Genomic DNA, 25,981 nt, shown 5'->3' with positions numbered 1-25,981 from the left:
CTCGTAACATTTGCTAATCTTTTCACAAAAGACTTGAACGACCTTCCTTCTTGCGTTTTAATGAAAAGGAAGGTCGCATTTCGTTGCGAATGAATAAGGAGGACGATGGCATGTCAACAGTACGTTTTGATTATTCGAAAGCCCTACAATTCGTAGGTCAACATGAAGTAGAACACATGACGGAGACCGTAAAGACGCTCCACCATGCGATTCATGCAGGAACAGGTGCAGGAAGTGATTTCTTAGGATGGGTAGATCTTCCGACGAACTACGATCAAGCGGAGTTTGCACGTATCCAAGCGTCTGCAGAAAAAATCAAGTCGGATTCTGATGTGTTGCTAGTCGTCGGAATCGGCGGTTCGTATCTCGGTGCACGTGCGGCAATCGAGATGCTCGGACACTCATTCCATAACTTGTTATCAAAAGACGAGCGTAAAGCACCACAAATCATCTATGCAGGGCATAATATCTCATCAACGTATCTGCATGATTTATTTGAAGTACTTGAAGGAAAAGATGTATCGGTCAACATTATCTCGAAATCAGGTACGACGACAGAACCAGCAATCTCGTTCCGTCTCTTGAAAGCATTCATGGAAGAAAAGTACGGTAAAGCAGAAGCGAAACACCGGATTTACGCAACAACGGACAAAGCCCGCGGTGCATTAAAAACACTCGCAGATTCTGAAGGATACGAAACATTCGTTATTCCAGATGATGTCGGCGGACGTTTCTCTGTGTTAACGCCAGTTGGTCTATTACCGATCGCAGCAGCAGGAATTTCGATCGAAGAGTTAATGCAAGGGGCACGTGACGCACAAGAGCGCTACGCGAGCGAAAACTTAGCTGACAACGAAGCGTACCAATACGCAGTCGTCCGAAATGCATTGTATGCGAAAGGGAAAACGATCGAGCTACTCGTCAACTACGAACCAGCACTTCATTACGTATCAGAGTGGTGGAAGCAATTGTACGGCGAATCTGAAGGAAAAGACTTCAAAGGGATTTTCCCAGCAGCAGTTGATTTCTCGACCGATCTTCATTCAATGGGACAATATGTCCAAGAAGGTCGTCGTGATCTGTTTGAGACAGTCATTAAAGTCGGACAAGCGCGTCACGCGTTGACGATTGAAGAAGACGCTCAGGACCTTGATGGATTGAACTTCCTCGCAGGACAGTCGATTCAGTTCGTCAACGATAAGGCAGCAGAAGGCACATTGCTTGCGCACACGGACGGACAAGTTCCGAACCTGACAGTCGAACTTCCAGAGATGACACCGTATCACCTCGGATTCCTGTTCTACTTCTTCGAAAAAGCATGTGCGATGAGTGGTTACCTCCTTGGAGTAAATCCATTCGATCAGCCAGGCGTCGAAGCGTACAAGAAAAATATGTTCGCTCTTCTTGGAAAACCAGGATTCGAAGCAGAAAAAGCAGAACTCGAAGCACGTTTGAAGTAATACAAAACGACAGTCGATTGTTCCTTAGTGGAACATCGGCTGTTTTTTTTACGTTCACGAGATGAGGACGAGTAATCATTTTCCAGATTTATAGGCAATCCTAGCGTTTTCACTTTTAGAATACCCGTGAAACAGGTAAAGTGAAGTTAGAAGAAGAAATGAGGTGCACGTACGTGATTACATTCTTGGATTATTATCAAAATCAAGTGGAGTTAAGTTTTGAGGACCATCCGTTCTCGGATCGCCCTCTACATGTGTGGGTCATTGCCGTGTACGAAGGGAAATGGTTGCTGACCCATCATAAGCAACGCGGATATGAATTTCCGGGTGGGAAGGTTGAACCGGGTGAAACGGCAGAAGAGGCCGCACGTCGTGAAGTGATGGAAGAGACAGGCGGAAAAATCGATTCCTTGAAGTACATCGGGCAATATCGTGTTGCCGGAAAAGGGGATACGATCATTAAAAATATCTACTTCGCGCAAATCGAATCGCTGTCATCCCATTTGGCTGTAGATGAAACAGATGGTGCTTTTCTGTTCGAGGAACTCCCTGATCGTCTCGATACGAACCGACAATACAGTTTCATGATGAAGGACCGCGTCCTTCCGGAGACACTCCGTGTACTTAGCGAACGCCGATTGGTTTGAACTTCCGCGGCAAGGTCCGTTTCGGACGTTTCGGATGTTCTATACGACGACAGACGGGGAGCGCGTCGGTGCCTATATCGTACTTCCGCAAGTCGCGAACGGACAGGGGATTCTCTACTTGCGAGGTGGCACACGATCTATCGGAATGGTTCGACCGACACGGCTGCTCGCGTTCGCGCAGGCTGGTTTTTTCGTCATGGCACCTTTCTATCGGGGAAACTTAGGCGGAACAGGAAAAGAAGATTTCGGACATCGGGATGTCGAAGACGCATGCAGTGCTTTCGATTGGTTGCAACAACGTGTCTCGCATGTTCATGCATTCGGATTTTCTCGTGGGGGGCAAATGGCATTACTCCTGGCTCATCATCGTCCAGTTTCGCGGACGGTGTCGTGGGCAGGCGTGACCGAGTTGACATGGACCTACGAGGAGCAGAAGACGATGCAAAAAATGTTGCGTCGCTATACGGGGGGGACACCAGACACCGTACCTGAGGCGTATAAGGTGCGCTCGCCGCTTCATGTCGCTCCTCAAGGTGAAGTATTATTGATTCACGGTGCGTATGATGAGAACGTTCGTTTACGACATGCGACGGCTTATGCTGCACGTCATCCCGACCAAACCCTGCTTCAGACTTATGCGTATGCACATCAGTTCCCGATCCATGAAAAATTACGTGTGACGCGTGATATTTTGACTTGGTTCGAGACAGGCATTTGGAACCGATATGATACATGATTCAAGCAATACGACGTTTGTCGTATTGCTTTTTGTATTTTGGAAGATGAAGCATAGAGATTGAAAAAACAGACCATTGATACATTGTAAAAAACAATAATCTCCTAAAAAGTAAACTTTGATATAATAGAAACCATCTGAGGACAATGGAGGGGGCAGGAGAACGATGGATATCCTATTAGCACGTCAACCCATCGTTAATCGAGTTGGATCAATTGATGCATTTGAATTATTGTATCGTTCGATTGAACAAATGACTATTTTTGATGGGGATTTAGCGACGATGGATGTATTGACGAATACACTCGTCCATATGGGGGTGGAACATGTCGCGGAAGGAAAAAAACTTTTCGTCAACTTTACGTCAGATTTGTTGAAAAGTGATCTGATTCATTATTTAGATCCTAACCGATTCGTCATTGAAATTTTAGAGACAGTTGATATTGATACTGAAATGTTGTCGGTTCTGCATAGTTGGAAAGAAGCAGGCTTCACATTAGCACTAGATGATTTTGTGACAGATTTACTTCGACAGCACGGAGCGGAATTGTTTGCGTTGATCGATTTAATTAAAATCGACATCGAGGCAATTTCCCCTCGCGAGCAAAGTGCCATTTTGCATATCGTTCGACGTAATTATCCTCATATTAAGATGCTTGCTGAACGTGTCGAGACGCACGAGGATCATACACGTTGTCTTGATATGGGGTATGACTGGTTCCAAGGCTATTTTTATGCTAAACCGATGCTGATGAAAGGGAAAGCTGTTCCACCACAATTGCCGGTGTTGTTAAAGATGCTGAAGTGGCTTGATACGGATGAGAAGTACGATGAAGTCATTGATGAAATCGAAGCCAATCCGTATATCAGCATCCAGGTATTACAACTAATCAATTCTCCGGGAGTGGGATTACGCAATACAGTTAGTTCCGTTCGTCAAGCGATCTCACTACTTGGCTTCGCTCAACTTAAAAGCTGGATTTCGTTGATTGTCTTACGTGAAATGAAGCTCGCAAGTCCTTATGAATGGTCGAATGAGTTGCTGCGTTCTTCCTTACATTGCGCAAAGCTCTGTGAGTTGTTTGCAACAGAAACAAGGACGCTGCAACAAGAGAGTGCCTATATGATCGGCTTGTTATCGCATATCGATGCGTTATTGTCCGTTGATATTGACGACATCATCGATCAATTGCCAATCGAGGATTCCTTGAAGATTGTCCTCCAAGGAAAAGACCATCCGTTCCGGGATTGTCTAGTGCTTGCGATCAGCGCAGATCGCGGTGATTTCGAACAGTTCGAATTGCTCAGTCAACGGTTAGGTGTATCACTTCCGCGAGCATATGCGTTACTGACGGAAAGTCAGGAGTGGCTTATGCAAAAAGAGGTGCATCTTCAAGAAGAGACAGATGCCATTCTATAAAAAAAAGAGCCCTGAGGCTCTTTTTTTTATAGACATGGACCTGCTGACTTGATCGCATCCGTCGCACTTTCGAAACGAAGGAAATTATGTTGGAATTTCTCAGCAAGCGAACGCGCTTGTGTGTTGTATTCGTCAGGATTTGACCAGACGCGTACCGGATTGAGTAATTCACTTGGAACACCAGGAACTTCAAGTGGCATATGAAGTCCGAAGATTGGGTGCTCTTCTGTTGGAATCGCTGCAAGTGTTCCGTTGACGGCAGCGTTGACCATCGTCCGTGTATACGATAGCTTCATTCGACTACCTGTCCCGTAAGCACCGCCTGTCCAGCCTGTGTTGACGAGATAAACGGTCACACCGTGACGATCAATCAGTTCTCCGAGCATCGTCGCATACTTTTCAGGTATCAGTGGAAGAAATGGTGAACCGAAGCATGTCGAGAACGTTGCTTCCGGTTCCGTGATACCACGCTCTGTTCCAGCAAGTTTTGATGTATAACCTGATAGGAAATGATACATCGCTTGTTCTTTCGTCAATTTACTGATCGGAGGCAAGACGCCATACGCATCAGCCGTCAAGAAGACAATCGTCTTCGGATGACCAGCCCGTGATGGAACAGCGATGTTATCGATCGCTGTGATCGGATAAGCAGCACGTGTATTTTCTGTCAACGATGTGTCATCGTAATCAGGATGACGAGATTCATCGAGCACGACGTTTTCAAGGACAGTTCCGAAACGGATCGCATCAAAAATTTGCGGTTCTTTTTCGCGTGACAGATTGACCGTCTTCGCATAACATCCACCTTCAATGTTGAAGACGCCGTCATGCGACCAACCATGCTCATCGTCACCGATCAATTGACGGCTATCGTCTGCTGACAGGGTGGTCTTACCAGTACCGGATAGACCGAAGAACAAGGCGACGTCGCCTTCGTGTCCGACGTTTGCTGAACAGTGCATCGAAAGGACATTTTCTTGTGGTAAGAGGTAGTTCATGACGGAAAAAATCGATTTTTTGATTTCGCCCGCATATTCGGTTCCGCCGATCAAGACGATCCGGTGTTCAAACGACATGGCGATGAATGTCTCGGAATTCGTTCCGTCAACGGTAGGATCTGCTTTGAAATGTGGCGCGTAGACGACCGTGAACGGTTCGAAGGCAGCCACTTCAGGATACTCGCGTAAAAAGAGTTGTTTGGCAAACAGGTTATGCCAAGCGTATTGTGTGAGCACACGAACCGGAAGGGTGAAGTGCGTATCTGCCCCAGCAGCAGCTTCTGTGTAGTAGAGCTGATCGGCTTCGTTCATGTAACGAAGAACCTTTTGTAACAATTGTTCAAATTTGTCTCCATCCATCGGTTGGTTAACATGACCCCAATCAATGTGAGACTCGCAGGAAGAATCACGGACGATGAACTTATCTTTTGGTGAACGACCTGTAAATTTCCCCGTTTCTACAGATAGTGCGCCGTTCTCAGCAAGGACACCTTCTTCGTTTCGAATCGCATGTTCGACAAGTTCAGCAACAGATAGTTGTTTGAACACATGCTCTTTCTTGAGTAGTTCTTCGATATTCAGGACCGTCATCGGCATCCTGACCCCACCTTTCCCCTACGTTGGTTTTGGCTCACTGCATTTAGTATGACACATTCATTATATATGACATACTAAAGGGAGCGCAATCATTTTCTAGTGCTGATTTCTATTTATCTGGAAACGCTTTCAGCATTAATAGTTTAACATCTCTTTTAAAAAGTTTCGACTAGAATTTGAAACCTTGCTTGACAGAGTAGGTACAACTTTATATCATGTAATTCGTAACGGATACTCTTATTCTGAGCAGGTGGAGGGAACAAGGCCCGAAGAAACCCGGCAACCGTCCTACATTAATTCATATATTAATGAGGGAAAAGGTGCTCTCCTGAAGCGAAGTAAACACTTCGAACGATAAGAGGGTAAAGGAAGAACGCACAACCTTTCCCTGACCATTTTTTGGACTTGGAAAGGTTTTTTTCATTTTACCGTCCCACTCAACTAGGGGAAATGAGTACACCGTCAAATTCTTTTTTGGGAGGGTCATACATGACAAACCTTAATCGCCGACTATTCACGTCGGAGTCAGTCACTGAAGGTCATCCAGATAAAATCTGTGACCAAATTTCGGATTCAATCCTCGATGCGATTCTTGCAGCGGATCCAAACGCACGTGTTGCGGCAGAAACTTCTGTTACAACAGGTCTCGTTCTCGTTGCAGGTGAGATCACGACATCCACTTACGTCGACATTCCAAAAGTCGTTCGTGAAACGATTCGTGAAATCGGCTACACACGCGCGAAATACGGTTTCGATGCGGATACATGTGCTGTATTGACATCGATCGATGAGCAATCAGCAGATATCGCTCTTGGTGTCGACCAAGCGCTTGAAGCACGTGAAGGTAGCATGTCTGATGCAGAAATCGATGCAATCGGTGCAGGAGACCAAGGTCTTATGTTCGGTTACGCAACGAAAGAAACACCAGAACTCATGCCACTTCCAATTTCGCTTTCGCACCGTCTCGCACGCCGTTTGGCAGAAGTGCGTAAAAACGGTCAACTCGACTACCTTCGTCCGGACGGAAAAACACAAGTCACGGTCGAATACAACGAGAACAACGAGCCGGTTCGTGTCGATACGATCGTCATCTCGACACAACATGCGGAAGAAGTTACGCTTGAGCAAATCCAAGCTGATTTGAAAGAACACGTCATCACACCGGTCATCCCGGCTGAATACATCGACGCAGCAACGAAATTCTTCATCAACCCAACTGGTCGTTTCGTCATTGGCGGACCACAAGGAGATGCTGGATTGACTGGTCGCAAGATCATCGTTGATACGTATGGTGGATACGCACGCCACGGCGGTGGAGCATTCTCAGGTAAAGATCCAACAAAAGTCGACCGTTCAGCTGCATACGCAGCACGTTACGTCGCGAAGAACCTCGTTGCTGCAGGTCTTGCAGACAAAGCAGAAGTTCAACTTGCGTACGCAATCGGTGTCGCGCACCCTGTATCAATCGCAGTTGATACATTCGGCACAGGAAAACTTCCTGAAGCACAACTCGTCGAATTGGTTGCTGAAAACTTCGATCTTCGTCCGGCTGGAATCATCAACATGCTTGATCTCCGTCGTCCGATCTATCGTCAAACAGCTGCATACGGTCACTTCGGTCGTACAGATGTTGAGCTTCCATGGGAGCAAACAGATAAAGCAGCAGTTCTTGAAGAACAAGCAAAACGTTTCGCATAATCAAAAAGTCCGGAAATCCTACGTGGGTTTTCGGGCTTTTTTGTTTCCGCGGAACTTTGCAGGAAACGAATGTTTTTTCTAGAAAAGGGTAAAAGTACATGAGTCGATTTGTATGAGTATAAAGGGGGGTTCCGATTATGGAAATACGCGAAGCTATTCCAGCTGATGCAGGACGTATTCATGACATTGCTATCACATCTTGGTTGGATACGTATGAAGAAATCTATTCCGAACGTTCGAAAGCGCATTTCGTGCAGGAGGCGTATCCGCAAGAAGAAGTCGTTCGTGCGATCCGGACGGCGGAAGAAGCACGGGGAGAGTATTTTTATGTCGGAATCATCGACGAGGAAATCGTCGGTTTCATTCATGCTGTTGATGTCGAAGGAACATGGGAGATCATTCGGCTTTACGTCTTGCCGGAATATCAGCAAAACGGAATCGGAAGACGTCTGATTCGTGAACTCGAACGACAAGGAGCCGTCCCACTCGAAGTCTACGTGGAAGCACGTAACTATAAAGCGCGTCAATTCCTGACCTCATTTGGTTTTGAAGAACTTAGTGAGATGACGGAAGAAGTATTTGGGCAAGCGGAATCAGTCGTTCGTCTTCGCCATGTTGCCTCGTGAAATCCGTCTCGGGACGGTTTCGTTTGCGTTTGAAATAAGGTATCGTGAAAAGGAAGTATGAAGTGAAGAGGTGAGTTTGTGGTTGAACAACCAACAGGAATCATCGTATTAGTCTATCCGTTACAACTGCGTGCCCGTCCGAGTGAAGCTTTGATTCGAGTACTCGAAAGAGAGTATGAAGTGCTACTCGTCGACGCACCACGTCGCATTTCGTTTGAAGAGCACGGTCAACTGTTAAAAGAAGCATTACGCGAAGCAGGAAAACGAAAGCTACCGATTCATATCATCGCCTGTAGCATGGGGGCACTCGTCGTCAATCGTCTGTTGCAAGAATATGAACTACCAGTCGCAAGTCTTGCGTTCGTTTCACCATTGTTTGATTGGCATCCGTCGAAACAACTCGGAGGTGTCAAACAAGTCTTCGCGAGTGCGTTTGATCGTTTCCGTCCCGATGCGCCACTCGGTACGTTGCCGTTTGGTCAAAGTACGGAAGATACCGTTCGCATCGGTGAACTGACGTATGCGCAGTACCGGGAAATCGAAGAAGAGATCGTCGTACATGACGAGGAACGAAAAAAACTGCCTCGTGTAAACTTGGCTTGTTTTTATGCACCAGACGATCAGTTCGCAGACGTCAAACTGACACTCGAAGTATGTCGGAAAATGGGTGGCGATCAGATTTACTTACAACGTCTACACGGTTTCCCGCATTTCAGCTTTGAACGGTTGAATACACGGTTTGCGGAAAAATTATTGTTGTTTTTTAAATTAGTCGAAGAATGAAAAAAGTGATGGTTTCCATAGCGGAAGCCATCACTTCTTTATTTCTACTGTCAGCGCACTTTTTTCTCGATCGCGATGATGAACGGTGGATGATTCTGTTGATTCAAGAAGCGGTACTGAAGAACGGCATAACCTTGCTGATCAAGGGCTGTGACGTAATCGAGGACAGCATCGCGTTCCCGTTTTCCTTCAAGATGACCGTGATAGACGACAAGGACGACAAGACCACCAGGTGCAAGTACCGGGAGGAGAGCGTCGAGTGCTTCAAGCGTCTCTTCACCTGTCGTCGTGATCGATTTATCACTTCCAGGCAAGTATCCGAGATTGAAGACGCCGGCACGAACAGGCCGTCGTTCGTCCGAAAGACGCGCACCAACATGGATGTGACTTTCGTGATAAAGATCGACGCGTTCTAACATTCCGGCTTCGTCGAGACGTCGTGTCGATTCCTCGATGGCTTGAGCTTGGACGTCGAACGCAAGGACTCTACCTTCTGGACCGACGCATTCTGCTAAGAACTGTGTATCATGTCCATTTCCGGCAGTCATATCGACGACGCAGTCACCAGGTTCGATGACGGACTCCAGTAATTGTTTCGTATAAGGTAGTACACGGGCAAGTGACATGGCATAGACTCCTGTTCCTATGGGCTGTTTTTCTCTTTATACATGATCATCGTATGTATGATTCCTCCTGCATTATACCATCTTTTGAGTCATTGACGAAAAGTGAAGTGGCTTGACAGGCGGGGGAGGGATTGCGTAAAGTGGCAAGGTTGAGAATGAAATAGGAGGACCAAAGGTATGCCAAAATTACCAAAAGCGGTCTGGATCCTCGTCCTTGCGATGGCCATCAATACGACGGGATCCTCTTTTTTATGGCCGTTCAATACATTATATATTCATGAATATTTAGGGGAGTCGATGACAAAAGCCGGAATGGCGTTATTCGTCAACTCAGCCTTAGCAATCGTTGGGAACTACTTAGGCGGAAAAGCGTTTGACCGACTCGGCGGAAAGAAGACGCTTGTCATCAGTGTCATCGGACTTGTCCTGTCTTCCGTCGGCTTGTTGCTATTTCATCAGACGTATATTGGATACGTCGCGATGCTTGGATTGATTGGATTCGTCGGTGGGATGGTTTTCCCAACGATCTACGCAATGACGGGCGTCATCTGGCCGGAAGGCGGACGCCGCGCCTTTAATGCGATCTATGTCGCGCAAAACGTCGGTGTAGCCCTCGGGACAGCTGTTAGTGGTCAAATTGCTGCTTTTTCGATTCAGTACATCTTCATCGCCAATCTCGTTCTCTATATCGTCTTTGCCATCATTTTGTTTGTCGGTTTGTCCTGGATTCAGGCGCCAGCGCGGATGCATGCGGCACATGACGAGATCGAAACGACACGCACACCACTTTCGCGCGGATCCGCACGGACGATGTTGCTCGTTTCGATCGGTTATGCCTTACTTTGGTTCGTTTATGTGCAATGGCAAGGGACCTTTGCTGTCCATACGAAATCGCTCGGTGTCACGATTTCCGAGTACTCGATTCTTTGGACAATCAATGGAGCGCTTATCGTGTTCGCACAACCTTTATTAACACCAATTCTTCGTTGGTTTGGAGATGATTTGAAACGCCAACTGATGACCGGGACAGGCATCTTCCTTCTCTCTTATCTGATTGTTCCGTTTGCAGGCGGCTTCAAGATGTTCCTCGTGGCGATGATCATTCTGACAATCGGTGAGATGTTCATCTGGCCAGCGGTTCCTGCAATGGCGGCGCGACTTGCGCCAATCGGAAAAGAAGGAGAATTCCAAGGATACGTTAATATCGCTGCTTCAGCAGGGCGGATGATCAGTCCGACAGTTGGAGGTTTGATCTACGATTTATCAGGTATGTCAGCAGTTTTCTTGACCTTAATTGGATTGATCCTGTTAGCAGGAGTTGTTTTCCTTCGTGCTATTCCTAAAACCACATCATGAGCTTTATCTTGTGAGACAGCGGACAATAGATCAGCTGTCTTTTGTTACATCATTCGTTCGAAAATTATAAAACAAACATTTAATAATATGGAATATTTCGGCAAAGAAACGGGTACTTTCTAATCAAGAACTTGAAAAGAAAGGTCATATGAACGTTGCTTCTTTTTGACTGGAGGTGCACGGATGGAAAGGTGTCAATTCATCACAGATGCCGCAACTTGGACGACACACGTACAGAAACAGCCTCTTGATATCTTCTATAGTCACCAATACGTCACGCTCAACGCTAGACCGTCTGAGCAAGCGGTATTATTTCTTTATGAAGGTCATGCAGGAACACTGTTTTATCCTTTTTTGAAGCGTCGTATTTTTGATACGCCTTATTCAGATCTCATTACCCCGTACGGCTATGGCGGACCGGAAATCATCGGTCGACTGACTGCGTCCGAGATCCAGCAGGCTCGTTTATCCTTTGAGAGGTGGGCGGAGCAAGAATCGATCGTCTCGGAAATGATCCGCTTTAATCCATTAACAGGTAATGAACGGTTTATGCAGGACTGGACAAAAGTTTCCTTCATCCGTCATACGACGAGTATTGATTTGCGTCCTTCACTTGAAGATATCATGCAGACATTTCATAAGAAGACGAGAAGCATGATTCGTAAATCGCTTGCTTCACCCTTAACCGTCAGAACAGGAACACGGGACGATCTACCTGTTTTTTTAGCGTTGTATCATGAAACGATGGACCGGAAGAATGCCTCGGCTCATTATTATTTTACCGCGACGTATTTTGAGCAATTGATGGAGACGAACCCACTTTGTGAGCCCTTATTACTGATGGCGGAAATCGACGGAAAAGCGGTTGGGGGATACTTCGTATTGCTTGGAAAAGAATACGCCCACGGTCATTTGATCGGCTGTAAGCGGGATGAAGCGAAGATGTTCCCGAATCAGCGACTTGAGTACGAAGCAATTCTTCAGGCAAAAGCACGGGGACTCGTCGAACAACATCTTGGGGGCGGGTATCAAGAACGGGATAGTCTTTTTGAGAGTAAATGCCGTTACACTGGATATCGACTATTTGAGTATCATCAAGGAAAATCCATCCTGCAGCCATCACTATATGATTTGCTCTGCGTACGATACGGATCAAATGCTGATTCCGATTATTTTCCGGCGTATCGACAAGCTGGTATTCAGGTGGCAACTAGTTAAATAGATAATGAGAGTATGAAAACGACTACATCGTGTAGTCGTTTTTTTGATATGCTGAAGTCAGGATCGATCAATAAAGGGGGAGTTATCGTGAAAAAACGCGGTCTGATTTTTGATATGGACGGGGTTATCTTAGATAGTGAGATTCGCTACTTTGAAGTGCATCAACAGATGTTCAAAAGGTTATCGATTCCGCTTGATCCGGTTCAGTATGCGACGTTCATGGGAAAAACAGGAGATGAAATGTGGGAAGAACTCGTCGCCCAGCATCAGCTGAAAGAAACAGCTAGTGCGTTGCTTGAGGAAGAACATCGCTTGTTTCAAATTCATGCAAAGCCGGAGGAGTGTGGATTAAAAAAAGGCGTCACACAAGTCATCGAACAAGCGGCGACTCTTGGTTACGATATCGGCATTGCTTCTTCGAGTTCACTTCAGAAAATCGAACGTGTCATCCGTCATTATGGGCTTCCGATCACGCACTACGTCAGTGGAGAAGAAGTCATCCGTTCGAAACCGGATCCCGCGATTTTTCGACTTGCGGCAGAGCGGATTGGACACGCACCCGAGAACTGTCTTGTCATTGAAGACGCTGCGAACGGGATGATTGGTGCGAAAGCAGCAGGCATGGAAGTGATTGCGCTTCTTGATGACCGGATGCCAACGCAACGCTTAGAGCAAGCGGATCATGTCGCGCAATCACACGCAGAAATCGAGGAAATTTTACGGAAGCGTTGACGCTTGAGGAAGAAACAGATTACACTAGAAAAAGATAGTCAAATGCATGGAACTGAAGTAGTAGGGGAAAGGTGCCGTCAAGAGAGCTGGTGGAAGGTGCGAACCAGTCGGTAACAACCGTGAACTCGTCAGGGAGCACGATTCGTGAAGTCGTAGTAGCGAATCCGGTCTTTCACACCGTTATCCGTGAATCAAGCGGTCTGTCATAGACAGACAACGTGGGTGGTACCGCGGAAGCCAAACCGGTCTTTCGTCCCTTTTCTTAGGGGCGGAAGACCGGTTTTTTTAGATTAGAGGAGGAAAAGACATGCCGTACAATCATCGCGAAATTGAACCGAAATGGCAGGCGCGTTGGGATCAAGACAACGCCTTCGTCACGACAGAAGATCCAGAAAAAGAAGGGTTCTATGCCCTTGATATGTTCCCGTATCCGTCAGGTGCTGGACTCCATGTTGGTCATCCGGAAGGTTACACAGCAACGGATATCCTCGCACGGATGAAGCGGATGCAAGGATACAATGTCCTTCACCCAATGGGATGGGATGCGTTCGGATTACCAGCAGAACAATACGCGCTCGATACAGGAAACGATCCACGCGAATTCACAGCGAAAAACATCGAGACGTTCAAGCGTCAGCTTAAAGAACTTGGATTCTCGTATGACTGGGATCGTGAAATCAACACAACGGATCCAAAATACTACAAATGGACGCAGTGGATCTTTACGAAGTTGTATGAAAAAGGACTTGCCTTCGTAGACGAAGTCGCAGTCAACTGGTGCCCGGCACTTGGAACTGTCCTTGCGAATGAAGAGGTCATCGACGGATTATCCGAACGCGGAAATCATCCGGTTGTGCGTGTTCCGATGCGTCAATGGGTCTTGAAAATCACGGAATATGCGGATCGCCTTCTTGAAGATCTGGATGATCTCGATTGGCCGGATTCTGTCAAAGAGATGCAACGCAACTGGATCGGGAAATCTGAGGGTGCTGAGATTGATTTCACGATTGATGGACATAAAAAACAAGTCACGGTCTTTACGACACGTCCGGACACGATCTTCGGTGCGACGTATCTAGTACTTGCACCGGAGCATCCATTCGTAGCTGACATCACGACAGCGGATCACAAGGAAGCCGTCGATGCGTACATTTCGCAAGTCCAAACGAAGTCAGATCTCGAGCGAACGGATTTAGCGAAGGAAAAAACGGGTGTCTTCACGGGTGCTTTTGCGGTCAATCCGATCTCAGGCGATCGTCTTCCAATCTGGATCGCTGATTACGTCCTTGCTTCTTACGGAACAGGTGCGATCATGGCTGTTCCAGGACACGATGAGCGCGACCACGAATTCGCGAAACAATTCGACTTACCGATCGTTGAAGTCGTCGCGGGTGGAAATGTCGACGAAGCAGCCTACACAGGAGAGGGCGAACACGTCAACTCGCATATGCTTGATGGACTTGGGAAACAAGAAGCAATCGAGACGATGATCGCTGAACTCGAAACGAACCAAGTCGGTCGTAAAAAAATCACGTATCGACTCCGAGACTGGTTGTTCAGTCGTCAACGGTATTGGGGCGAGCCGATTCCAGTCGTTCATATGGAAGATGGTTCAATGAAAACACTCAATCAAGAGGAATTACCGCTTGAACTTCCAATCATTCCAGAAATCAAACCGTCTGGTACGGGCGAATCACCACTTGCGCTTGCTGAAGACTGGTTGGATTACACAGATCCTGAAACAGGAATGAAAGGCCGTCGCGAGACGAATACGATGCCACAATGGGGCGGAAGCTGCTGGTACTACCTTCGTTTCATCGATCCACACAATGAAGAAGCGATTGCGGATCCAGAAAAATTAAAATACTGGCTTCCAGTCGATATTTATATCGGTGGGGCAGAGCATGCTGTTCTTCATTTGTTGTATGCACGGTTCTGGCATAAAGTCTTGTATGATGCAGGCGTCGTACCAACAAAAGAACCATTCCAGAAGTTATACAACCAAGGAATGATCCTTGGAGAGAACAACGAGAAAATGTCAAAATCTCGCGGTAACGTCATCAACCCAGATGAAATCGTCAAGTCGCATGGTGCTGATACGTTACGTTTATACGAAATGTTCATGGGACCACTCGATGCATCGGTTGCCTGGTCTGAGAACGGTCTTGACGGAGCGCGTCGTTTCCTCGATCGCGTTTGGCGCTTGTTCGAACGGACAGCAGACATTCAAGACGTCACGGAAGTCGATGCTGACTTCGAACGGACATACCACCAGACCGTCAAGAAGGTCACGGAAGACTTCGCGAACATTCAGTTCAACACCGGGATTTCGCAACTCATGGTCTTCGTCAACGAAGCGAATAAACAGCCGGTTCTCCCGCGTCACTTCCTTCGTGGATTCATTCAATTGTTAACACCAGTCGCACCGCACCTTGGTGAAGAACTGTGGGAACAACTTGGCTTTGAAGAGACATTGACGTATGCGGCATGGCCAACATTCGATGAATCAAAACTTGTCAGCGATACGATGGAATTCGTCATTCAAGTGAACGGTAAAGTTCGCTCGAAAATCGAAATCAACATCGATGCGACAAAAGAAGAAATCGAAGCACTTGCCTTTGCTGATGAAAAGACACAAGAATGGATTGGCGACAAGACGGTTCGGAAAGTCATCGTCGTACCGAAAAAATTGATCAATATCGTGGCGAACTAAGCCATAACCCCTTTCATTCACTTGATGCGAATGGAAGGGGTTTCTTCATTTCCGTCGCAAGTCCGCTTTTTTTTTGAACGTCCTTCTGCTACACTGAATCAGAAACCGAGAAAGAAAGGCGATTATCATCAATGAAACGATCTTATATAGTCTATACAACGATTTTTGCTGTCGTTTCGGGGTTGATTCTTTGTATACTGCTCGTCTTCTCGAAGCCAGAGACGTTGTCACGTATTCAGGAAACGTTCGCGAAAATCGAGACGCAATCGAAGCATCAGGCAGCTGTCAAACAGGTGCCACCGAAAACGCCTTCAGCCATTCCGAATCCAGAAGAACCGTTAATTAAAAATGTTCAACAGATGTTATATGATGATTCCATAGGTTCGTACCTCGTCGTAACAGAGGACTACCGTTTCTTTGAAATCAGTGGAACTGGAGAACGTATCAATGCGACGTTTCAGTTGGAAGAAGGGAAACTCTTATTGTCTGGTCTTGACGGGATGACACTCGTTGATGGAGAGACAGTCGCTTTATTGACGTCGAATCAAATTCTAGTCACGATTAAACGAAAAGATGGCGTCTGGAGTGAAGAAAAACGCGAAAAAGTACAAGGGACGACGATTCGAGACAGTTTCCATGGTCTTGGATATGATGCGAAGAAAAAAGAATTCTATACAATCAATCAAATTCGCTCGATTGGTCGTGTTGAATTGACTTACTTTGCAATGAAAGAGGACAAAATCAAGATTGATCCAGATGCTTCGGAAAAGAAGAAGCGTGCCTTAAAGAAAAAGCAAAAACCACCGTACTTGTCGATCATCAAACGAGAGAAAATCGAAGCGGCGAGCGGAATGCGAAGTGATGCGAAAAAAGCATTTGAATCCAGATTCCGTCCGATTGGTCTTGCAGAACGGCAAGGTCGGATCTATACGTTAGACTCAGAAGCACTTTATCTTTATTCGATTGATCAGAAAGAGAAAACGATTACGGGGGAGACAGCGAGTCCGAAAGTGTATGGATCAAAAGGAATCTTTGTACAAGATAATGAATTGTTCGCCTTAGTCGTCACGGATAAATTCTCAAGTCGATCGTTCACACCGATTGACTGATGTAGAAAAAAGACCCGATTTCTCTGATTAACAGAGACAAATCGGGTCTTTTTTGTATTAAGAGACAGTGTCACGTGCCATCTCTGCAGCGTGACTACCGGCACAATGACCCGTCACGAACGCAGCTGTGATATTGTATCCACCTGTATAGCCATGGATATCAAGAATTTCGCCAGCGAAGAATAATCGCTCCGCCTTTTTCGACATCATCGTTTTGGGATCAATCTCTTTAATCGAGACACCGCCACCAGTGACGAAGGCCTTATCGAAATCGAGCGTTCCTGTTGCTTTGAGTGGGAATCGTTTCAATTGTTGCAGGAAGTCCGTCCAGTCCTGTTTCTTTACTTGTGTACAAACTTCATCGCCAAAGCCGATTCGAGCGAACAGGAGTTCAAGCAATCGTTCTGGTACAAAACCACGAAGGGCATTCCGAACCGATTTCTTCGGATTTGCCGCAAGTGCTGCCTGGAAGCGTTCTGTTAATGCACCAAGCGACTCATCCGGGAAGAGATCGATCGATAGATGAACGATCGTCTCTTTCGATCGTTTGCGCTCTTTGATCGTATATTGGCTACACCGTAAAGCGATCGGACCACTTAAACCGAAGTGTGTGAACAGTAGATCACCCGTATGTGTCTTGATTGCTTTGTCCTTTTTACCGTGAACCGTTAAGGCAACGTCACGCAACGACAGTCCTTGTAATGTTTTTTTATGAATGAACGTATCACCTAACAAAATCGGGACTTCCGTTGGGAAAAGTTCCGTGATCGTATGACCAGCTTTTTCAGCCCACGGATAGCCGTCACCCGTCGAACCCGTGTGCGGAACAGATTGTCCGCCGACCGCTACGATACAACTTTTTGCTTCAAGACGCATGCCGTTTTCTAAGATGACAGCTGCAAAAGAACCATCTGGATGGAAGTCGAGCGTAGCGACTTGCGCGTCTGTTTGAATCTCGGCGCCATGTGCACGGATTTGATCGATCAATACACGAACGACGTCTGCCGCCTTATCCGAGACCGGGAACATCCGACCGTTATCCTCTTCTTTGAGTGCGACACCAAATCCTTCGAACAAATCGATGATCGATTCATTATTAAATTGAGAAAAGGCGCTATAAAGGAAACGTCCGTTTCCTGGAATCGACTGGACGAGCTCATCGAGTGGCTTTCGGTTCGTGACGTTACACCGTCCGCCGCCAGAGATTGCGAGCTTTCGTCCTAATTTATTTCCTTTATCGAGCAGGAGCGTCCGGGCTCCGGCTTGTAAAGAGGCGAGCGTCGCCATCAAACCGCTTGGTCCGCCTCCGATTACGATTACATCGTACATAAGGTCACCTCATTCATAGAATTCTGCTTGTTTCACTTTAGCAGAAGTTGCGACTGTAAACAAACCGTCTCTTTCAATTCAAGATAGACAGCGGTATAATGATTTGCAATTGTGTACGAGAGAACTTGTATAATGAGACAGTCACGATTAGAGTGTCGATTTAAAAATTAGAAAGCGTGAGGGATGTTACCATGTCCACAGTCAGTAATAAGCAGTCTACTTCTTCCGGCAATGCAGGATTCGTTCGTGGAACGATGCTCCTGTCCGGTGCGTCACTGATTTCCCGCGCACTGGGTTTGATTTATCTCTTTCCGTTTCAGTTCATGGTCGGTGCGACAGGTATCATGTTTTATACGTATGCCTATAACTATTACACGATCATGATTGGTGTCGCGACAGCGGGGATTCCTGTTGCCGTCTCAAAATTCGTCGCCAAATACAATGCGTTAGGAGAATATGATACGAGTGAACGATTGTATCGATCTGGTCTAAAGATCATGTCCTTGACCGGGGTTGTTTCTTTTCTTGCCTTATTCTTCCTTGCACCGTATTTAGCGCACCGGGCCATTCCGGGCGGTGACGTCGATTCAGCCTCATACGTCGATGCCGTCACGATGACGATTCGAGGGGTTAGTTTTGCGTTACTCTTGATTCCACCGATGAGTATGACGCGTGGATATTTCCAAGGATATCAATCGATGGGTCCAACTGCGATTTCGCAAATCCTAGAACAAATCGTTCGGATCATCTTCTTGCTTGCAGGAGTCAGCATCGCCATCTATTTATTTGATTCTGGGGTTGCATGGGCAGCGACGATTGCAACATTTAGCGCCTTTATTGGCGCAATTGGAAGTATAGCCGTGCTGATTTATTACTTCCGCAAGCGTGCCAGTGGTTTACAGGAACTACGCGCTACACAAACCGTCCGTTCGCCGGATCGCCCGTTAACGGATTTGTATAAAGAGTTGTTAGCATATGCGATTCCAATCGTCATGGTTGGAGTTTCGACGCCGCTTTATCAAGTCATCGATCAGAACACGATGAATGCCGCGTTACAAAGTATCGGTTATACACTCGAAGCTGCTGGAAATGCGACGGCCTATCTGATTGCGGATAGTCATAAGATCGTCTTGATTCCGGTCTCTGTCGCAACGGGCTTATCTTTGTCTGCGACGCCACTATTGACAGCCTCATTTACGCAGGGGGATATGCGAAAGGTACGGGCTCAAATTTCACAGATCTATCAACTCGTATTCTTTATTACGATTCCAGCTGTCGTCGGTATGATTCTCCTCAGTGAAGAAACGTTCCACGTCCTGTTCCCGAAAGATCAGGCAGCATGGGTCTATCTGTTGAGTTATGCACCAAGTGCCTTGTTCCTTGCCCTTTATTCAGTCACGGCAGCGGTCCTTCAAGGGATTAACCGTCAGTACTTTACGATCATCGCAACACTTGCTGGATTACTTGCGAAGTATCTCTTGAATGCACCGTTGATTCATTTGACGGGTGATGGAACAGGTGCTGGATATGCGACGATCATCGGCTATCTCGTTGCGACCGGTTTGATGTTCTTCCGGATCACACAAACGGTGAAGTTCCCATTCAGTACGGTCTTACGCCGGACGTCGTTGATCTTGATCATCAGCGCCTTGATGGGAGCGGGTGTCGCGCTCGTCAAGTGGGGAATGGTATCCATCTTGCCAGAGACGACATGGGCGTCTCTATTGATTCTGATCGTAGGTGCAGCAGTCGGAATCGTGATTTTTGCAGGACTCTCGATTTGGAGTGGCTTAGCAGAAGTCGTATTAGGACGTAAAATTTCATTGAAACGAGGACGAGGTCATGCGTCTAGATAAATTGTTATCCAACATGGGAGCAGGCTCCCGAAAAGAAGTGAAGCTGCTGCTGAAGGCAGGGGCGATTCAAGTCGATGGAGAGATCGTGCGTGATCCGAAACAACATGTCGATGTCGAGACGCAACAGGTTCTGATGTATGGGGAACCGGTTACGTATCAAAAATACATCTACTTGATGATGAATAAACCACCGGGTGTCATTAGTGCAACAGAAGATAAACGAGATGAGACCGTCATTGATCTGTTGTTTGAAGACGTGACGTATTTCAAACCGTTCCCGGTCGGACGACTCGATAAAGATACAGAGGGTCTATTGCTGTTGACGAATGATGGGTCGTTTAATCACGCTTTAATGTCTCCAAAGAAACACGTCGAAAAAACGTATTACGCAGAAGTGACAGGTGTCTTGACGCAAGAAGACATCGAAGCGGTTGCGGCAGGCGTCACGTTAGAAGACGGCTACCGAGCAAAGCCGGGAAAACTTGTCATCTTATCGACGACAGAAACGGACTCGACGCTTGAATTGACGATCACGGAAGGGAAGTTCCATCAAGTCAAACGGATGATGCTTGCGCTCGGGAAAGAGGTCACGTTCTTGAAACGGCGCTCGATTGGCCGCTTGGAACTCGATCCGGCACTTGCGCTCGGAGATTATCGTGAACTGACGCCAGCGGAACTGTCTTTGTTTGAGTGGCAACCTGAATAAGCAAAACGAAAAGGCGGTGGAATGAGCGTACATTCCATCGCCTTTTGTTATGGGTTTCGATTATTGATTACGCAATGCTTCTGCGATTGGATAAGGACCACTGAGTACTTCGAATACACGAGATTGTGTCGGATGATCGATCAAGTGAACGAATAATGCTGCGATATCATCACGCGACACCTTACGATCTTCGTATGAATCGAAATGCTCTTTCGTTTCGACAGTGCCTGCCGGGTCGTCATAGCTGAGTGGACCAGGACGTACGATCGTATAATTGAGTCCGCTTTCCTGGAGGTGTGCGTCTGCTGTTGCTTTAGATTCGAGATATACTCTCAATTCACCTTTTGGTTCTTCGGTACCTACTGAACTGAGCATCAGGAAACGATCGATACCGTTGGCTTTTGCTGCATCGATGACTTTAATTGCGCCTTCTTGATCGACGGCGCGCGTCAATTCGTCTGATGCGCCACCAGCACCCGCTGCAAAGATGACGACGTCCGCATTACTGATGACACCACTGACATCCTTCGTCAAATCCCCAAGTCTGACTTCAGATGCACCGAGTGCAATCAAATCGTTGATTTGATTTTCTTCTCGTACGACCGCGATTGCTTGATGATCACCTTGTTTAGCGATCAATTCGACCATCTTGCGTCCGGTCGTTCCGTTTGCTCCAATGATTAAAATATTCATTCTTCTCAACTCCTTCTCCCAATAGCTATACCCCACGTTTTAAAAAAGATAACAAAAAAAGACGCGAAGAATCGCGTCATCGAAAGATATACATAGTGAAACAGTGGATCAACCCGCTTGCTTTTGTTTCTTGCTCGACGTCCATGTACCGCGTCGAGGGCTCACAATGAGATTGTTGTATTCGAGCACGTTCAAATCCCGCTGAACGGTCCTTGAAGTGATGCCAAACTCTTCAACCAACTCTGCTGTCGTAGTAGCTCCGTTCTCTTGGATGTAGAGATAAATCGATTTAATCCGGGTCAACATACGGTCTGTAGAATCTTTCATTGGTATAACCACTCCCCCAATGGATAGAATAGTGTTCTAAAGCTTCGGGTGACAAAAGACAATGCAATATCCAGTTGTTTCGCCTTTAGTATAACGTTTTGATGTTAAATTGCAAGTGATTTAACCGAACGTTTGCATAAAAAACATATTCAAACAGATTGTAAAGTCGATAATTGGAGTTTTAATGTCTTTGAATGTTCGTTATTTCAACAAATAAAAAAGAAAACAGAATTTGGATGTTCGTATCTGAACGAATATTCGCTATACTAGAAAGGTGTATAAGGAAACGAATTCAACCCAGAATGAAGGAGCGAAATCAGATGGTGAATTGGAAAGAAGAAGTACTCGCGCGTCGCAAGGACTTATTAGAGGATTTAAAAGAACTACTGCGGATTCCGAGTATACTTGATGAATCAACAATCGAAGAAGGCGCGCCGTTTGGCCAAGAAGTCAAACGAGCCCTTGATTGGATGCTCGCGACAGGGGAACGAGACGGATTCAAGACAAAAAATGTTGATGGATACGCCGGACATTTGGAATATGGTCAAGGGGAAGAGTTACTCGGTATTCTTTGTCACTTAGACGTCGTACCAGCTGGTGGCGATCACTGGACATACGGTCCGTTTAACCCAACGCTTGTCGATGGGAAGCTGTATGCGCGCGGTGCAATCGATGATAAAGGACCGACGATGGCAGCTTATTATGCCTTGAAGATCGTCAAAGAACTCGGATTACCGCTCTCAAAACGTATTCGTTTGATTGCTGGAGGAGATGAAGAGAGTGAATGGCGTTGTGTGAATCATTACTTCAAACATGAAGAGATGCCGACTCTCGGTTTTGCACCAGATGCCGACTTCCCGATCATCAATGCGGAAAAAGGACTGTATGATGGGTTATTGATGCAAGGGAAACCAGCGCAAGCATCTGATACAGGCTACCATCTCGTTCGTTTTGAAGGCGGCGAACGTCCGAACATGGTTCCGGGTCATGCCCAAGCACTTCTTCGTGTCGTCGAATTGGGGACGCTTGAAACGGATTTCCATACGTATCTTGAAGAACAAGGCTTGTCTGGGACGGTCAAGCAAGAAACGGAAGGTCTCGTTCTTGATGTGAACGGTGTCGCAGCCCATGCCATGGAGCCGGATAACGGTAAAAATGCTGCCTTACATTTAGCACGTTTCCTCAATACGCTTCACTTGGATTATAACGGTCGTCGTTATATTCAGCTTGTCACGCACATGTTCCGTGATTCTCGCGGTGTAGCGATTGGTGTCGCTGCTTCAGACGAGACAGGTGACTTAACGATCAACGGTGGTGTATTCCGGTATGCAGAAGAGCAAGGAACAGCGTCGATCAACATCCGTTATCCTTATTCAGCAGACTTCACGGAACGCTTGCAAATCCTCAAGGAAGCGGCAGCGGGATATGGCTTCGAGTTACAGACTCGAACACATATGACACCACACCATGTCGATCCGGATCATGAATTGATTCAGACACTGAGTGCCGTGTATGAACGTCATACGAACCAACCAGCTGATCTGATTGCTATCGGTGGTGGTACATATGCACGTTCGTTGACGGCAGGGGTCGCATTTGGACCAGTCTTCCCAGGTGGTCCTGAAGTTGCCCACCAAGTCGATGAATATGTTGATTTTGAAGAACTCTTGCTTGCTGTCGCGATTTATGCAGAAGCAATTTATGAACTCGCAAAATAATGACTGATGATCCCCCGCATCGTGAAGATGGGGGGATTGCTTCTTGAAAGGAAGTTCCGTGTGAAAAATCGTCAAACCTATCATTTCCAAGCGTTATATTTCTTTATTTTCTTTGGACAAGGTGCACTCATTCCGTATCTTGCGCTTTATTTCTCAAGCGATGCGTTCGGTCTGTCCGCTTCAGAGATTGGTACAATCGTTGCGATCGGACCGATTCTCTCTATTTTCTTACAGCCCGTTTGGGGCATCGCGGCAGATCGACTCGGAAAGCCGAAACGTCTCTTACTCGTTGCCATGCTCGCCGCTGGAGTATTTACATTAAGTTACTTACTGACGTCCGCTTATCTACTTTTACTGTTGATTTCATGTGTCTGGGCATTATTCCAGTGCGCGCATATTCCACTCGTTGATACATTAGCGATCGAATATACACGAAAACGTAAGGTAGATTATGGCGCCTTGCGTCTTTTTGGATCAGCTGGTTTTGCTTTAGCCGTCTTCATCCTTGGACAAATCACTGAGGAGGGCGGACTTGGTCTGATTTTTTATGCGACCGGTGCAGCGTGGGTTCTTGGTTTTCTTGTGTTGATCGGTATTGAAGAAACGGGGAACGTACACATTTCACATCAACAACAGGTACCGTTGAAACAACTCTTTTCGAATCGACGCTTCTTGTTATTCTTAGCGGGAGGGAGTTTGATCTTCGGACCGATCTTCGCCAATAACTATTACTTTGGCAGCTACGTCACGATTCGTGGAGAGACAACCGCGCTCGTCGGGACCTTGTTCTTCGTCGCCGTTCTGTGCGAAATCCCGTTCATGCGCATCGCTTCGCGTCTATTGTTACGATTCGGATCGATTCCAGTTCTTGTCTTCATTTCCTTGCTGTCAGCTGCTCGTACGGCGATGATCGCATTAGAGCTTCCGATCGTCATGCTTTGGGTATTGTCTGCGATGCAAGGAATGATCGTCGGATTGTTGATCCCTGTTGCATTAGACTATGTTCGGTCACTCGTTCCAGAGACGATGGTCGCAACAGCTGTCAGTACATATATGGCAACGACGACAGGGCTAGCGACAGCGCTGTTTAACTTGATGAGTGGGTTTGTGCTAGACCAAAGTACAATCTATACCGTCTTTTGGGTATATACAATTAGCAGTATTCTTGGTGCCGTCTTGTACAGTGTCAGTGGTCGAATGAAGGAGTGAAGATACGATGAGACAGGAACGACACTTTTTCGTTGCCTTACCGATTCCTTCTGAAGATTTAGCAAATATCGCTAATCGTTTATCTCTATCTGATTACTTTCGAAATGTCTATACGTTAGAAGAGTACCATTTGACGCTTCGTTTTTTTGGTCCATTGGATGAAAAAGAACAACAATCGTGGAAACAGCAACTGCAGGAGATTGCGCGCACGATCGAACCTTTCGTACTTCGATTGGATCGTCTAATTACCTTTGGACAAAACGAGCGACCACGTGTCGTCGGATTCGGAACAGAAGCAGAGGAATTGTTTCGATTAGTGCGTCTGATTGATCCAAGTGCGACTAAACCATTCGTTCCGCATGTCACGATCGCGAAGAAGTGGCGCACGGAGGCGGAAGAATGGACGATGAATCCGATACAACCGGTGGAATGGACTGTTCGTGAACTTATTCTGTTTGAAGTACGACCAGGCGTTTCGCCGCGATATGAACCGGTTTACCGGATTCATCTAGGTAAAGAGGAATGAGGTGATCCCCATCGCAATCTTGATGAAACTATATGACTTAGATAGTCGATTTGAAAAAAATCCGCTTGAGATGACAAAACGGTTCGGTGAACATCAGGCACTTGATTACGCTCATGTCTATCGTAGATGGGAGGCTGGAGAATTATTTCCCGGGGAAACGCTCATCCGTCCGAAGAAGTGGTGGCAAGTGATGAAAAAAAGCGAAGTCATTCAACTTCCGGGTAAACAATTATCTCGAAGAGCGTTTGATAAATGGTACAAAAAACGTCTCGAGTTACAAAAATTATTAAACGTCACTGGTGGAGCGGGCGAAGAGGACATTTGGCGGATTCCGTTAAAACGTCATTTAGATTTTTATCAGATGTTACACCTCTTGAATGAACAGTATGCAATGTTTTATCGAGCCGTCATTCAATATCAAGTCGGGGAAGTCGAATTGAGTCCGTTCGTCGTCGGTCCATCCGCGATTTATATCATGGAATGGCTTGACGGTGACGAAAGTATCTATCATATCCGGCGAGATAAGTTGTGGCGGGAACAACCGTTCAAGGCATCCGCAAAACAAATTTTGAATCCGAACATCGGTTTAAAGCGGACGGAAGATATTCTACGAGTCATACTTGGGCGAGATTATGTCTTGCCGATCGAACGAGTCATTTTAGCACCTTCAGGTTATTTTGATCAGATTCCAAAAGAGACGACGACGACTTACGTCAATAAAGTCGAGTTTCCAAACTGGCTGCAACGAATGAATGCAAGTGCGCCGCATACAAAAGCGTTTCAGATGCGGGTGTGTGAAAAAATCCTAAAAGAGACCGTATCGATCCCGTTTCAAATGGCAATTCTAAGTGAAGGGCAGTCACGAATTCAAGAGTAGGGGAGGAAGCGACGGCAT

The 25,981-nt window shown here is 46.5% G+C and carries 23 protein-coding genes, 1 riboswitch and 1 other annotated feature; of the genes, 18 read left to right on the top strand and 5 right to left on the bottom strand.

The window, feature by feature from the left end:
- Window positions 1-110: 110 nt before the first annotated feature.
- The 4 genes from ACY2IG_RS12995 to ACY2IG_RS12980 all read left to right on the top strand — a co-directional run bounded on the left by ACY2IG_RS12995 (window position 111) and on the right by ACY2IG_RS12980 (window position 4,263).
- A complete protein-coding gene (locus tag ACY2IG_RS12995) occupies window positions 111-1,460 on the top strand; it encodes a glucose-6-phosphate isomerase (protein WP_035406105.1) in 1,350 nt (449 codons plus the stop codon).
- Window positions 1,461-1,633: 173 nt separating this feature from the next.
- Entirely contained in the window at window positions 1,634-2,107 is a 474-nt protein-coding gene (gene ytkD / locus ACY2IG_RS12990) for an RNA deprotection pyrophosphohydrolase (protein ID WP_035406108.1), read from the top strand.
- Complete coding sequence (locus tag ACY2IG_RS12985; RefSeq protein WP_052018981.1) at window positions 2,079-2,843, top strand: alpha/beta hydrolase family protein; 765 nt, start codon at window positions 2,079-2,081, stop codon at window positions 2,841-2,843. The genes ytkD and ACY2IG_RS12985 overlap by 29 nt, the downstream gene beginning before the upstream one ends.
- A gap of 166 nt (window positions 2,844-3,009) precedes the next feature.
- Window positions 3,010-4,263, top strand: a complete 1,254-nt coding sequence (locus tag ACY2IG_RS12980; protein WP_308101859.1) for an EAL and HDOD domain-containing protein — start codon at window positions 3,010-3,012, stop codon at window positions 4,261-4,263.
- Between the two features lie 26 nt (window positions 4,264-4,289).
- Here ACY2IG_RS12980 and pckA read toward each other — a convergent pair whose 3' ends face one another.
- Complete coding sequence (pckA, locus tag ACY2IG_RS12975; RefSeq protein ID WP_197026209.1) at window positions 4,290-5,858, bottom strand: phosphoenolpyruvate carboxykinase (ATP); 1,569 nt, start codon at window positions 5,856-5,858, stop codon at window positions 4,290-4,292.
- A 234-nt stretch (window positions 5,859-6,092) separates the two neighbouring features.
- A riboswitch (SAM riboswitch) is annotated at window positions 6,093-6,219 on the top strand.
- Window positions 6,220-6,347: 128 nt separating this feature from the next.
- Here pckA and metK point away from each other — a divergent pair.
- The 3 genes from metK to ACY2IG_RS12960 all read left to right on the top strand — a co-directional run bounded on the left by metK (window position 6,348) and on the right by ACY2IG_RS12960 (window position 8,965).
- Window positions 6,348-7,556: a methionine adenosyltransferase gene (gene metK / locus ACY2IG_RS12970; protein ID WP_023469108.1), complete on the top strand. Its 1,209-nt coding sequence runs from the start codon at window positions 6,348-6,350 to the stop codon at window positions 7,554-7,556.
- Between the two features lie 137 nt (window positions 7,557-7,693).
- Complete coding sequence (locus ACY2IG_RS12965) at window positions 7,694-8,182, top strand: GNAT family N-acetyltransferase (RefSeq protein ID WP_035406114.1); 489 nt, start codon at window positions 7,694-7,696, stop codon at window positions 8,180-8,182.
- Between the two features lie 78 nt (window positions 8,183-8,260).
- Window positions 8,261-8,965 (top strand): serine aminopeptidase domain-containing protein, encoded by a 705-nt coding sequence (locus ACY2IG_RS12960; RefSeq protein WP_035406117.1) that lies wholly within the window; start codon window positions 8,261-8,263, stop codon window positions 8,963-8,965.
- Window positions 8,966-9,015: 50 nt separating this feature from the next.
- On the opposite strand, the gene mnmM is transcribed toward ACY2IG_RS12960, so the two are convergent.
- Window positions 9,016-9,591 carry a tRNA 5-(aminomethyl)-2-thiouridylate-methyltransferase MnmM gene (gene mnmM / locus ACY2IG_RS12955; RefSeq protein WP_035406120.1) on the bottom strand — a complete coding sequence of 192 codons (576 nt, stop codon included), beginning with the start codon at window positions 9,589-9,591 and terminating at the stop codon, window positions 9,016-9,018.
- A gap of 177 nt (window positions 9,592-9,768) precedes the next feature.
- Between mnmM and ACY2IG_RS12950 the strand changes: the two genes are divergently transcribed.
- From ACY2IG_RS12950 to ACY2IG_RS12930, 5 genes are all read left to right on the top strand, one after another.
- A complete protein-coding gene (locus ACY2IG_RS12950; RefSeq protein ID WP_056062761.1) occupies window positions 9,769-10,947 on the top strand; it encodes an MDR family MFS transporter in 1,179 nt (392 codons plus the stop codon).
- Between the two features lie 183 nt (window positions 10,948-11,130).
- On the top strand, window positions 11,131-12,165 hold the full coding sequence (locus tag ACY2IG_RS12945) for a peptidoglycan bridge formation glycyltransferase FemA/FemB family protein (protein WP_056062759.1): 1,035 nt from the start codon (window positions 11,131-11,133) through the stop codon (window positions 12,163-12,165).
- Between the two features lie 90 nt (window positions 12,166-12,255).
- Window positions 12,256-12,900, top strand: a complete 645-nt coding sequence (locus tag ACY2IG_RS12940) for an HAD family hydrolase (RefSeq protein WP_035406128.1) — start codon at window positions 12,256-12,258, stop codon at window positions 12,898-12,900.
- Window positions 12,901-12,938: 38 nt separating this feature from the next.
- Window positions 12,939-13,161 (top strand) — a binding site (T-box leader).
- Between the two features lie 46 nt (window positions 13,162-13,207).
- Window positions 13,208-15,613 (top strand): leucine--tRNA ligase, encoded by a 2,406-nt coding sequence (leuS, locus tag ACY2IG_RS12935; protein WP_035406130.1) that lies wholly within the window; start codon window positions 13,208-13,210, stop codon window positions 15,611-15,613.
- Between the two features lie 131 nt (window positions 15,614-15,744).
- Window positions 15,745-16,722 (top strand): hypothetical protein, encoded by a 978-nt coding sequence (locus tag ACY2IG_RS12930; RefSeq protein WP_035406133.1) that lies wholly within the window; start codon window positions 15,745-15,747, stop codon window positions 16,720-16,722.
- Window positions 16,723-16,779: 57 nt separating this feature from the next.
- On the opposite strand, the gene ACY2IG_RS12925 is transcribed toward ACY2IG_RS12930, so the two are convergent.
- Window positions 16,780-18,051, bottom strand: coding sequence for a BaiN/RdsA family NAD(P)/FAD-dependent oxidoreductase (locus tag ACY2IG_RS12925; protein WP_462617993.1), 1,272 nt, complete (start codon window positions 18,049-18,051; stop codon window positions 16,780-16,782).
- Window positions 18,052-18,242: 191 nt separating this feature from the next.
- Between ACY2IG_RS12925 and ACY2IG_RS12920 the strand changes: the two genes are divergently transcribed.
- Both ACY2IG_RS12920 and ACY2IG_RS12915 read left to right on the top strand, forming a co-directional pair.
- A complete protein-coding gene (locus ACY2IG_RS12920) occupies window positions 18,243-19,907 on the top strand; it encodes a putative polysaccharide biosynthesis protein (RefSeq protein ID WP_462617992.1) in 1,665 nt (554 codons plus the stop codon).
- Window positions 19,894-20,613 carry a pseudouridine synthase gene (locus ACY2IG_RS12915; RefSeq protein ID WP_056062750.1) on the top strand — a complete coding sequence of 240 codons (720 nt, stop codon included), beginning with the start codon at window positions 19,894-19,896 and terminating at the stop codon, window positions 20,611-20,613. The genes ACY2IG_RS12920 and ACY2IG_RS12915 overlap by 14 nt, the downstream gene beginning before the upstream one ends.
- 60 nt (window positions 20,614-20,673) lie before the next feature.
- On the opposite strand, the gene ACY2IG_RS12910 is transcribed toward ACY2IG_RS12915, so the two are convergent.
- Together ACY2IG_RS12910 and ACY2IG_RS12905 are read right to left on the bottom strand one after the other, a co-directional pair.
- Window positions 20,674-21,306 carry an SDR family oxidoreductase gene (locus ACY2IG_RS12910; RefSeq protein ID WP_462617991.1) on the bottom strand — a complete coding sequence of 211 codons (633 nt, stop codon included), beginning with the start codon at window positions 21,304-21,306 and terminating at the stop codon, window positions 20,674-20,676.
- Window positions 21,307-21,414: 108 nt separating this feature from the next.
- Window positions 21,415-21,633: a DeoR family transcriptional regulator gene (locus tag ACY2IG_RS12905; protein ID WP_023469095.1), complete on the bottom strand. Its 219-nt coding sequence runs from the start codon at window positions 21,631-21,633 to the stop codon at window positions 21,415-21,417.
- Between the two features lie 320 nt (window positions 21,634-21,953).
- Between ACY2IG_RS12905 and pepV the strand changes: the two genes are divergently transcribed.
- Genes pepV through ACY2IG_RS12885 form a run of 4 tightly spaced genes read left to right on the top strand, consistent with a single transcriptional unit; the run spans window position 21,954 to window position 25,963 of the window.
- On the top strand, window positions 21,954-23,351 hold the full coding sequence (pepV, locus tag ACY2IG_RS12900; RefSeq protein ID WP_462617990.1) for a dipeptidase PepV: 1,398 nt from the start codon (window positions 21,954-21,956) through the stop codon (window positions 23,349-23,351).
- Between the two features lie 60 nt (window positions 23,352-23,411).
- Window positions 23,412-24,560, top strand: coding sequence for an MFS transporter (locus ACY2IG_RS12895; protein WP_462617989.1), 1,149 nt, complete (start codon window positions 23,412-23,414; stop codon window positions 24,558-24,560).
- A gap of 7 nt (window positions 24,561-24,567) precedes the next feature.
- Window positions 24,568-25,086: an RNA 2',3'-cyclic phosphodiesterase gene (gene thpR, locus ACY2IG_RS12890; protein ID WP_308101854.1), complete on the top strand. Its 519-nt coding sequence runs from the start codon at window positions 24,568-24,570 to the stop codon at window positions 25,084-25,086.
- A 22-nt stretch (window positions 25,087-25,108) separates the two neighbouring features.
- Window positions 25,109-25,963, top strand: coding sequence for a hypothetical protein (locus tag ACY2IG_RS12885; RefSeq protein WP_308101853.1), 855 nt, complete (start codon window positions 25,109-25,111; stop codon window positions 25,961-25,963).
- Window positions 25,964-25,981: the final 18 nt, after the last annotated feature.

It is taken from the genome of Exiguobacterium sp. EF_C8 (assembly GCF_054956715.1).
Note: the sequence above shows the minus strand (reverse complement) of the source record. Positions and strands in the feature narration are given on the sequence as shown.

Bases quoted from the DNA above. Each gene is read 5' to 3' on its own strand.
- ACY2IG_RS12995 (WP_035406105.1), top strand. From the start codon at position 111: ATGTCAACAGTACGTTTTGATTATTCGAAAGCCCTACAATTCGTAGGT.
- ACY2IG_RS12980 (WP_308101859.1), top strand. From the start codon at position 3,010: ATGGATATCCTATTAGCACGTCAACCCATCGTTAATCGAGTTGGATCA.
- pckA (WP_197026209.1), bottom strand. From the start codon at position 5,858: ATGCCGATGACGGTCCTGAATATCGAAGAACTACTCAAGAAAGAGCAT.
- metK (WP_023469108.1), top strand. From the start codon at position 6,348: ATGACAAACCTTAATCGCCGACTATTCACGTCGGAGTCAGTCACTGAA.
- ACY2IG_RS12965 (WP_035406114.1), top strand. From the start codon at position 7,694: ATGGAAATACGCGAAGCTATTCCAGCTGATGCAGGACGTATTCATGAC.
- mnmM (WP_035406120.1), bottom strand. From the start codon at position 9,591: ATGTCACTTGCCCGTGTACTACCTTATACGAAACAATTACTGGAGTCC.
- ACY2IG_RS12950 (WP_056062761.1), top strand. From the start codon at position 9,769: ATGCCAAAATTACCAAAAGCGGTCTGGATCCTCGTCCTTGCGATGGCC.
- ACY2IG_RS12945 (WP_056062759.1), top strand. From the start codon at position 11,131: ATGGAAAGGTGTCAATTCATCACAGATGCCGCAACTTGGACGACACAC.
- leuS (WP_035406130.1), top strand. From the start codon at position 13,208: ATGCCGTACAATCATCGCGAAATTGAACCGAAATGGCAGGCGCGTTGG.
- ACY2IG_RS12930 (WP_035406133.1), top strand. From the start codon at position 15,745: ATGAAACGATCTTATATAGTCTATACAACGATTTTTGCTGTCGTTTCG.
- ACY2IG_RS12925 (WP_462617993.1), bottom strand. From the start codon at position 18,051: ATGTACGATGTAATCGTAATCGGAGGCGGACCAAGCGGTTTGATGGCG.
- ACY2IG_RS12920 (WP_462617992.1), top strand. From the start codon at position 18,243: ATGTCCACAGTCAGTAATAAGCAGTCTACTTCTTCCGGCAATGCAGGA.
- ACY2IG_RS12915 (WP_056062750.1), top strand. From the start codon at position 19,894: ATGCGTCTAGATAAATTGTTATCCAACATGGGAGCAGGCTCCCGAAAA.
- ACY2IG_RS12910 (WP_462617991.1), bottom strand. From the start codon at position 21,306: ATGAATATTTTAATCATTGGAGCAAACGGAACGACCGGACGCAAGATG.
- ACY2IG_RS12905 (WP_023469095.1), bottom strand. From the start codon at position 21,633: ATGAAAGATTCTACAGACCGTATGTTGACCCGGATTAAATCGATTTAT.
- pepV (WP_462617990.1), top strand. From the start codon at position 21,954: ATGGTGAATTGGAAAGAAGAAGTACTCGCGCGTCGCAAGGACTTATTA.
- thpR (WP_308101854.1), top strand. From the start codon at position 24,568: ATGAGACAGGAACGACACTTTTTCGTTGCCTTACCGATTCCTTCTGAA.
- ACY2IG_RS12885 (WP_308101853.1), top strand. From the start codon at position 25,109: ATGAAACTATATGACTTAGATAGTCGATTTGAAAAAAATCCGCTTGAG.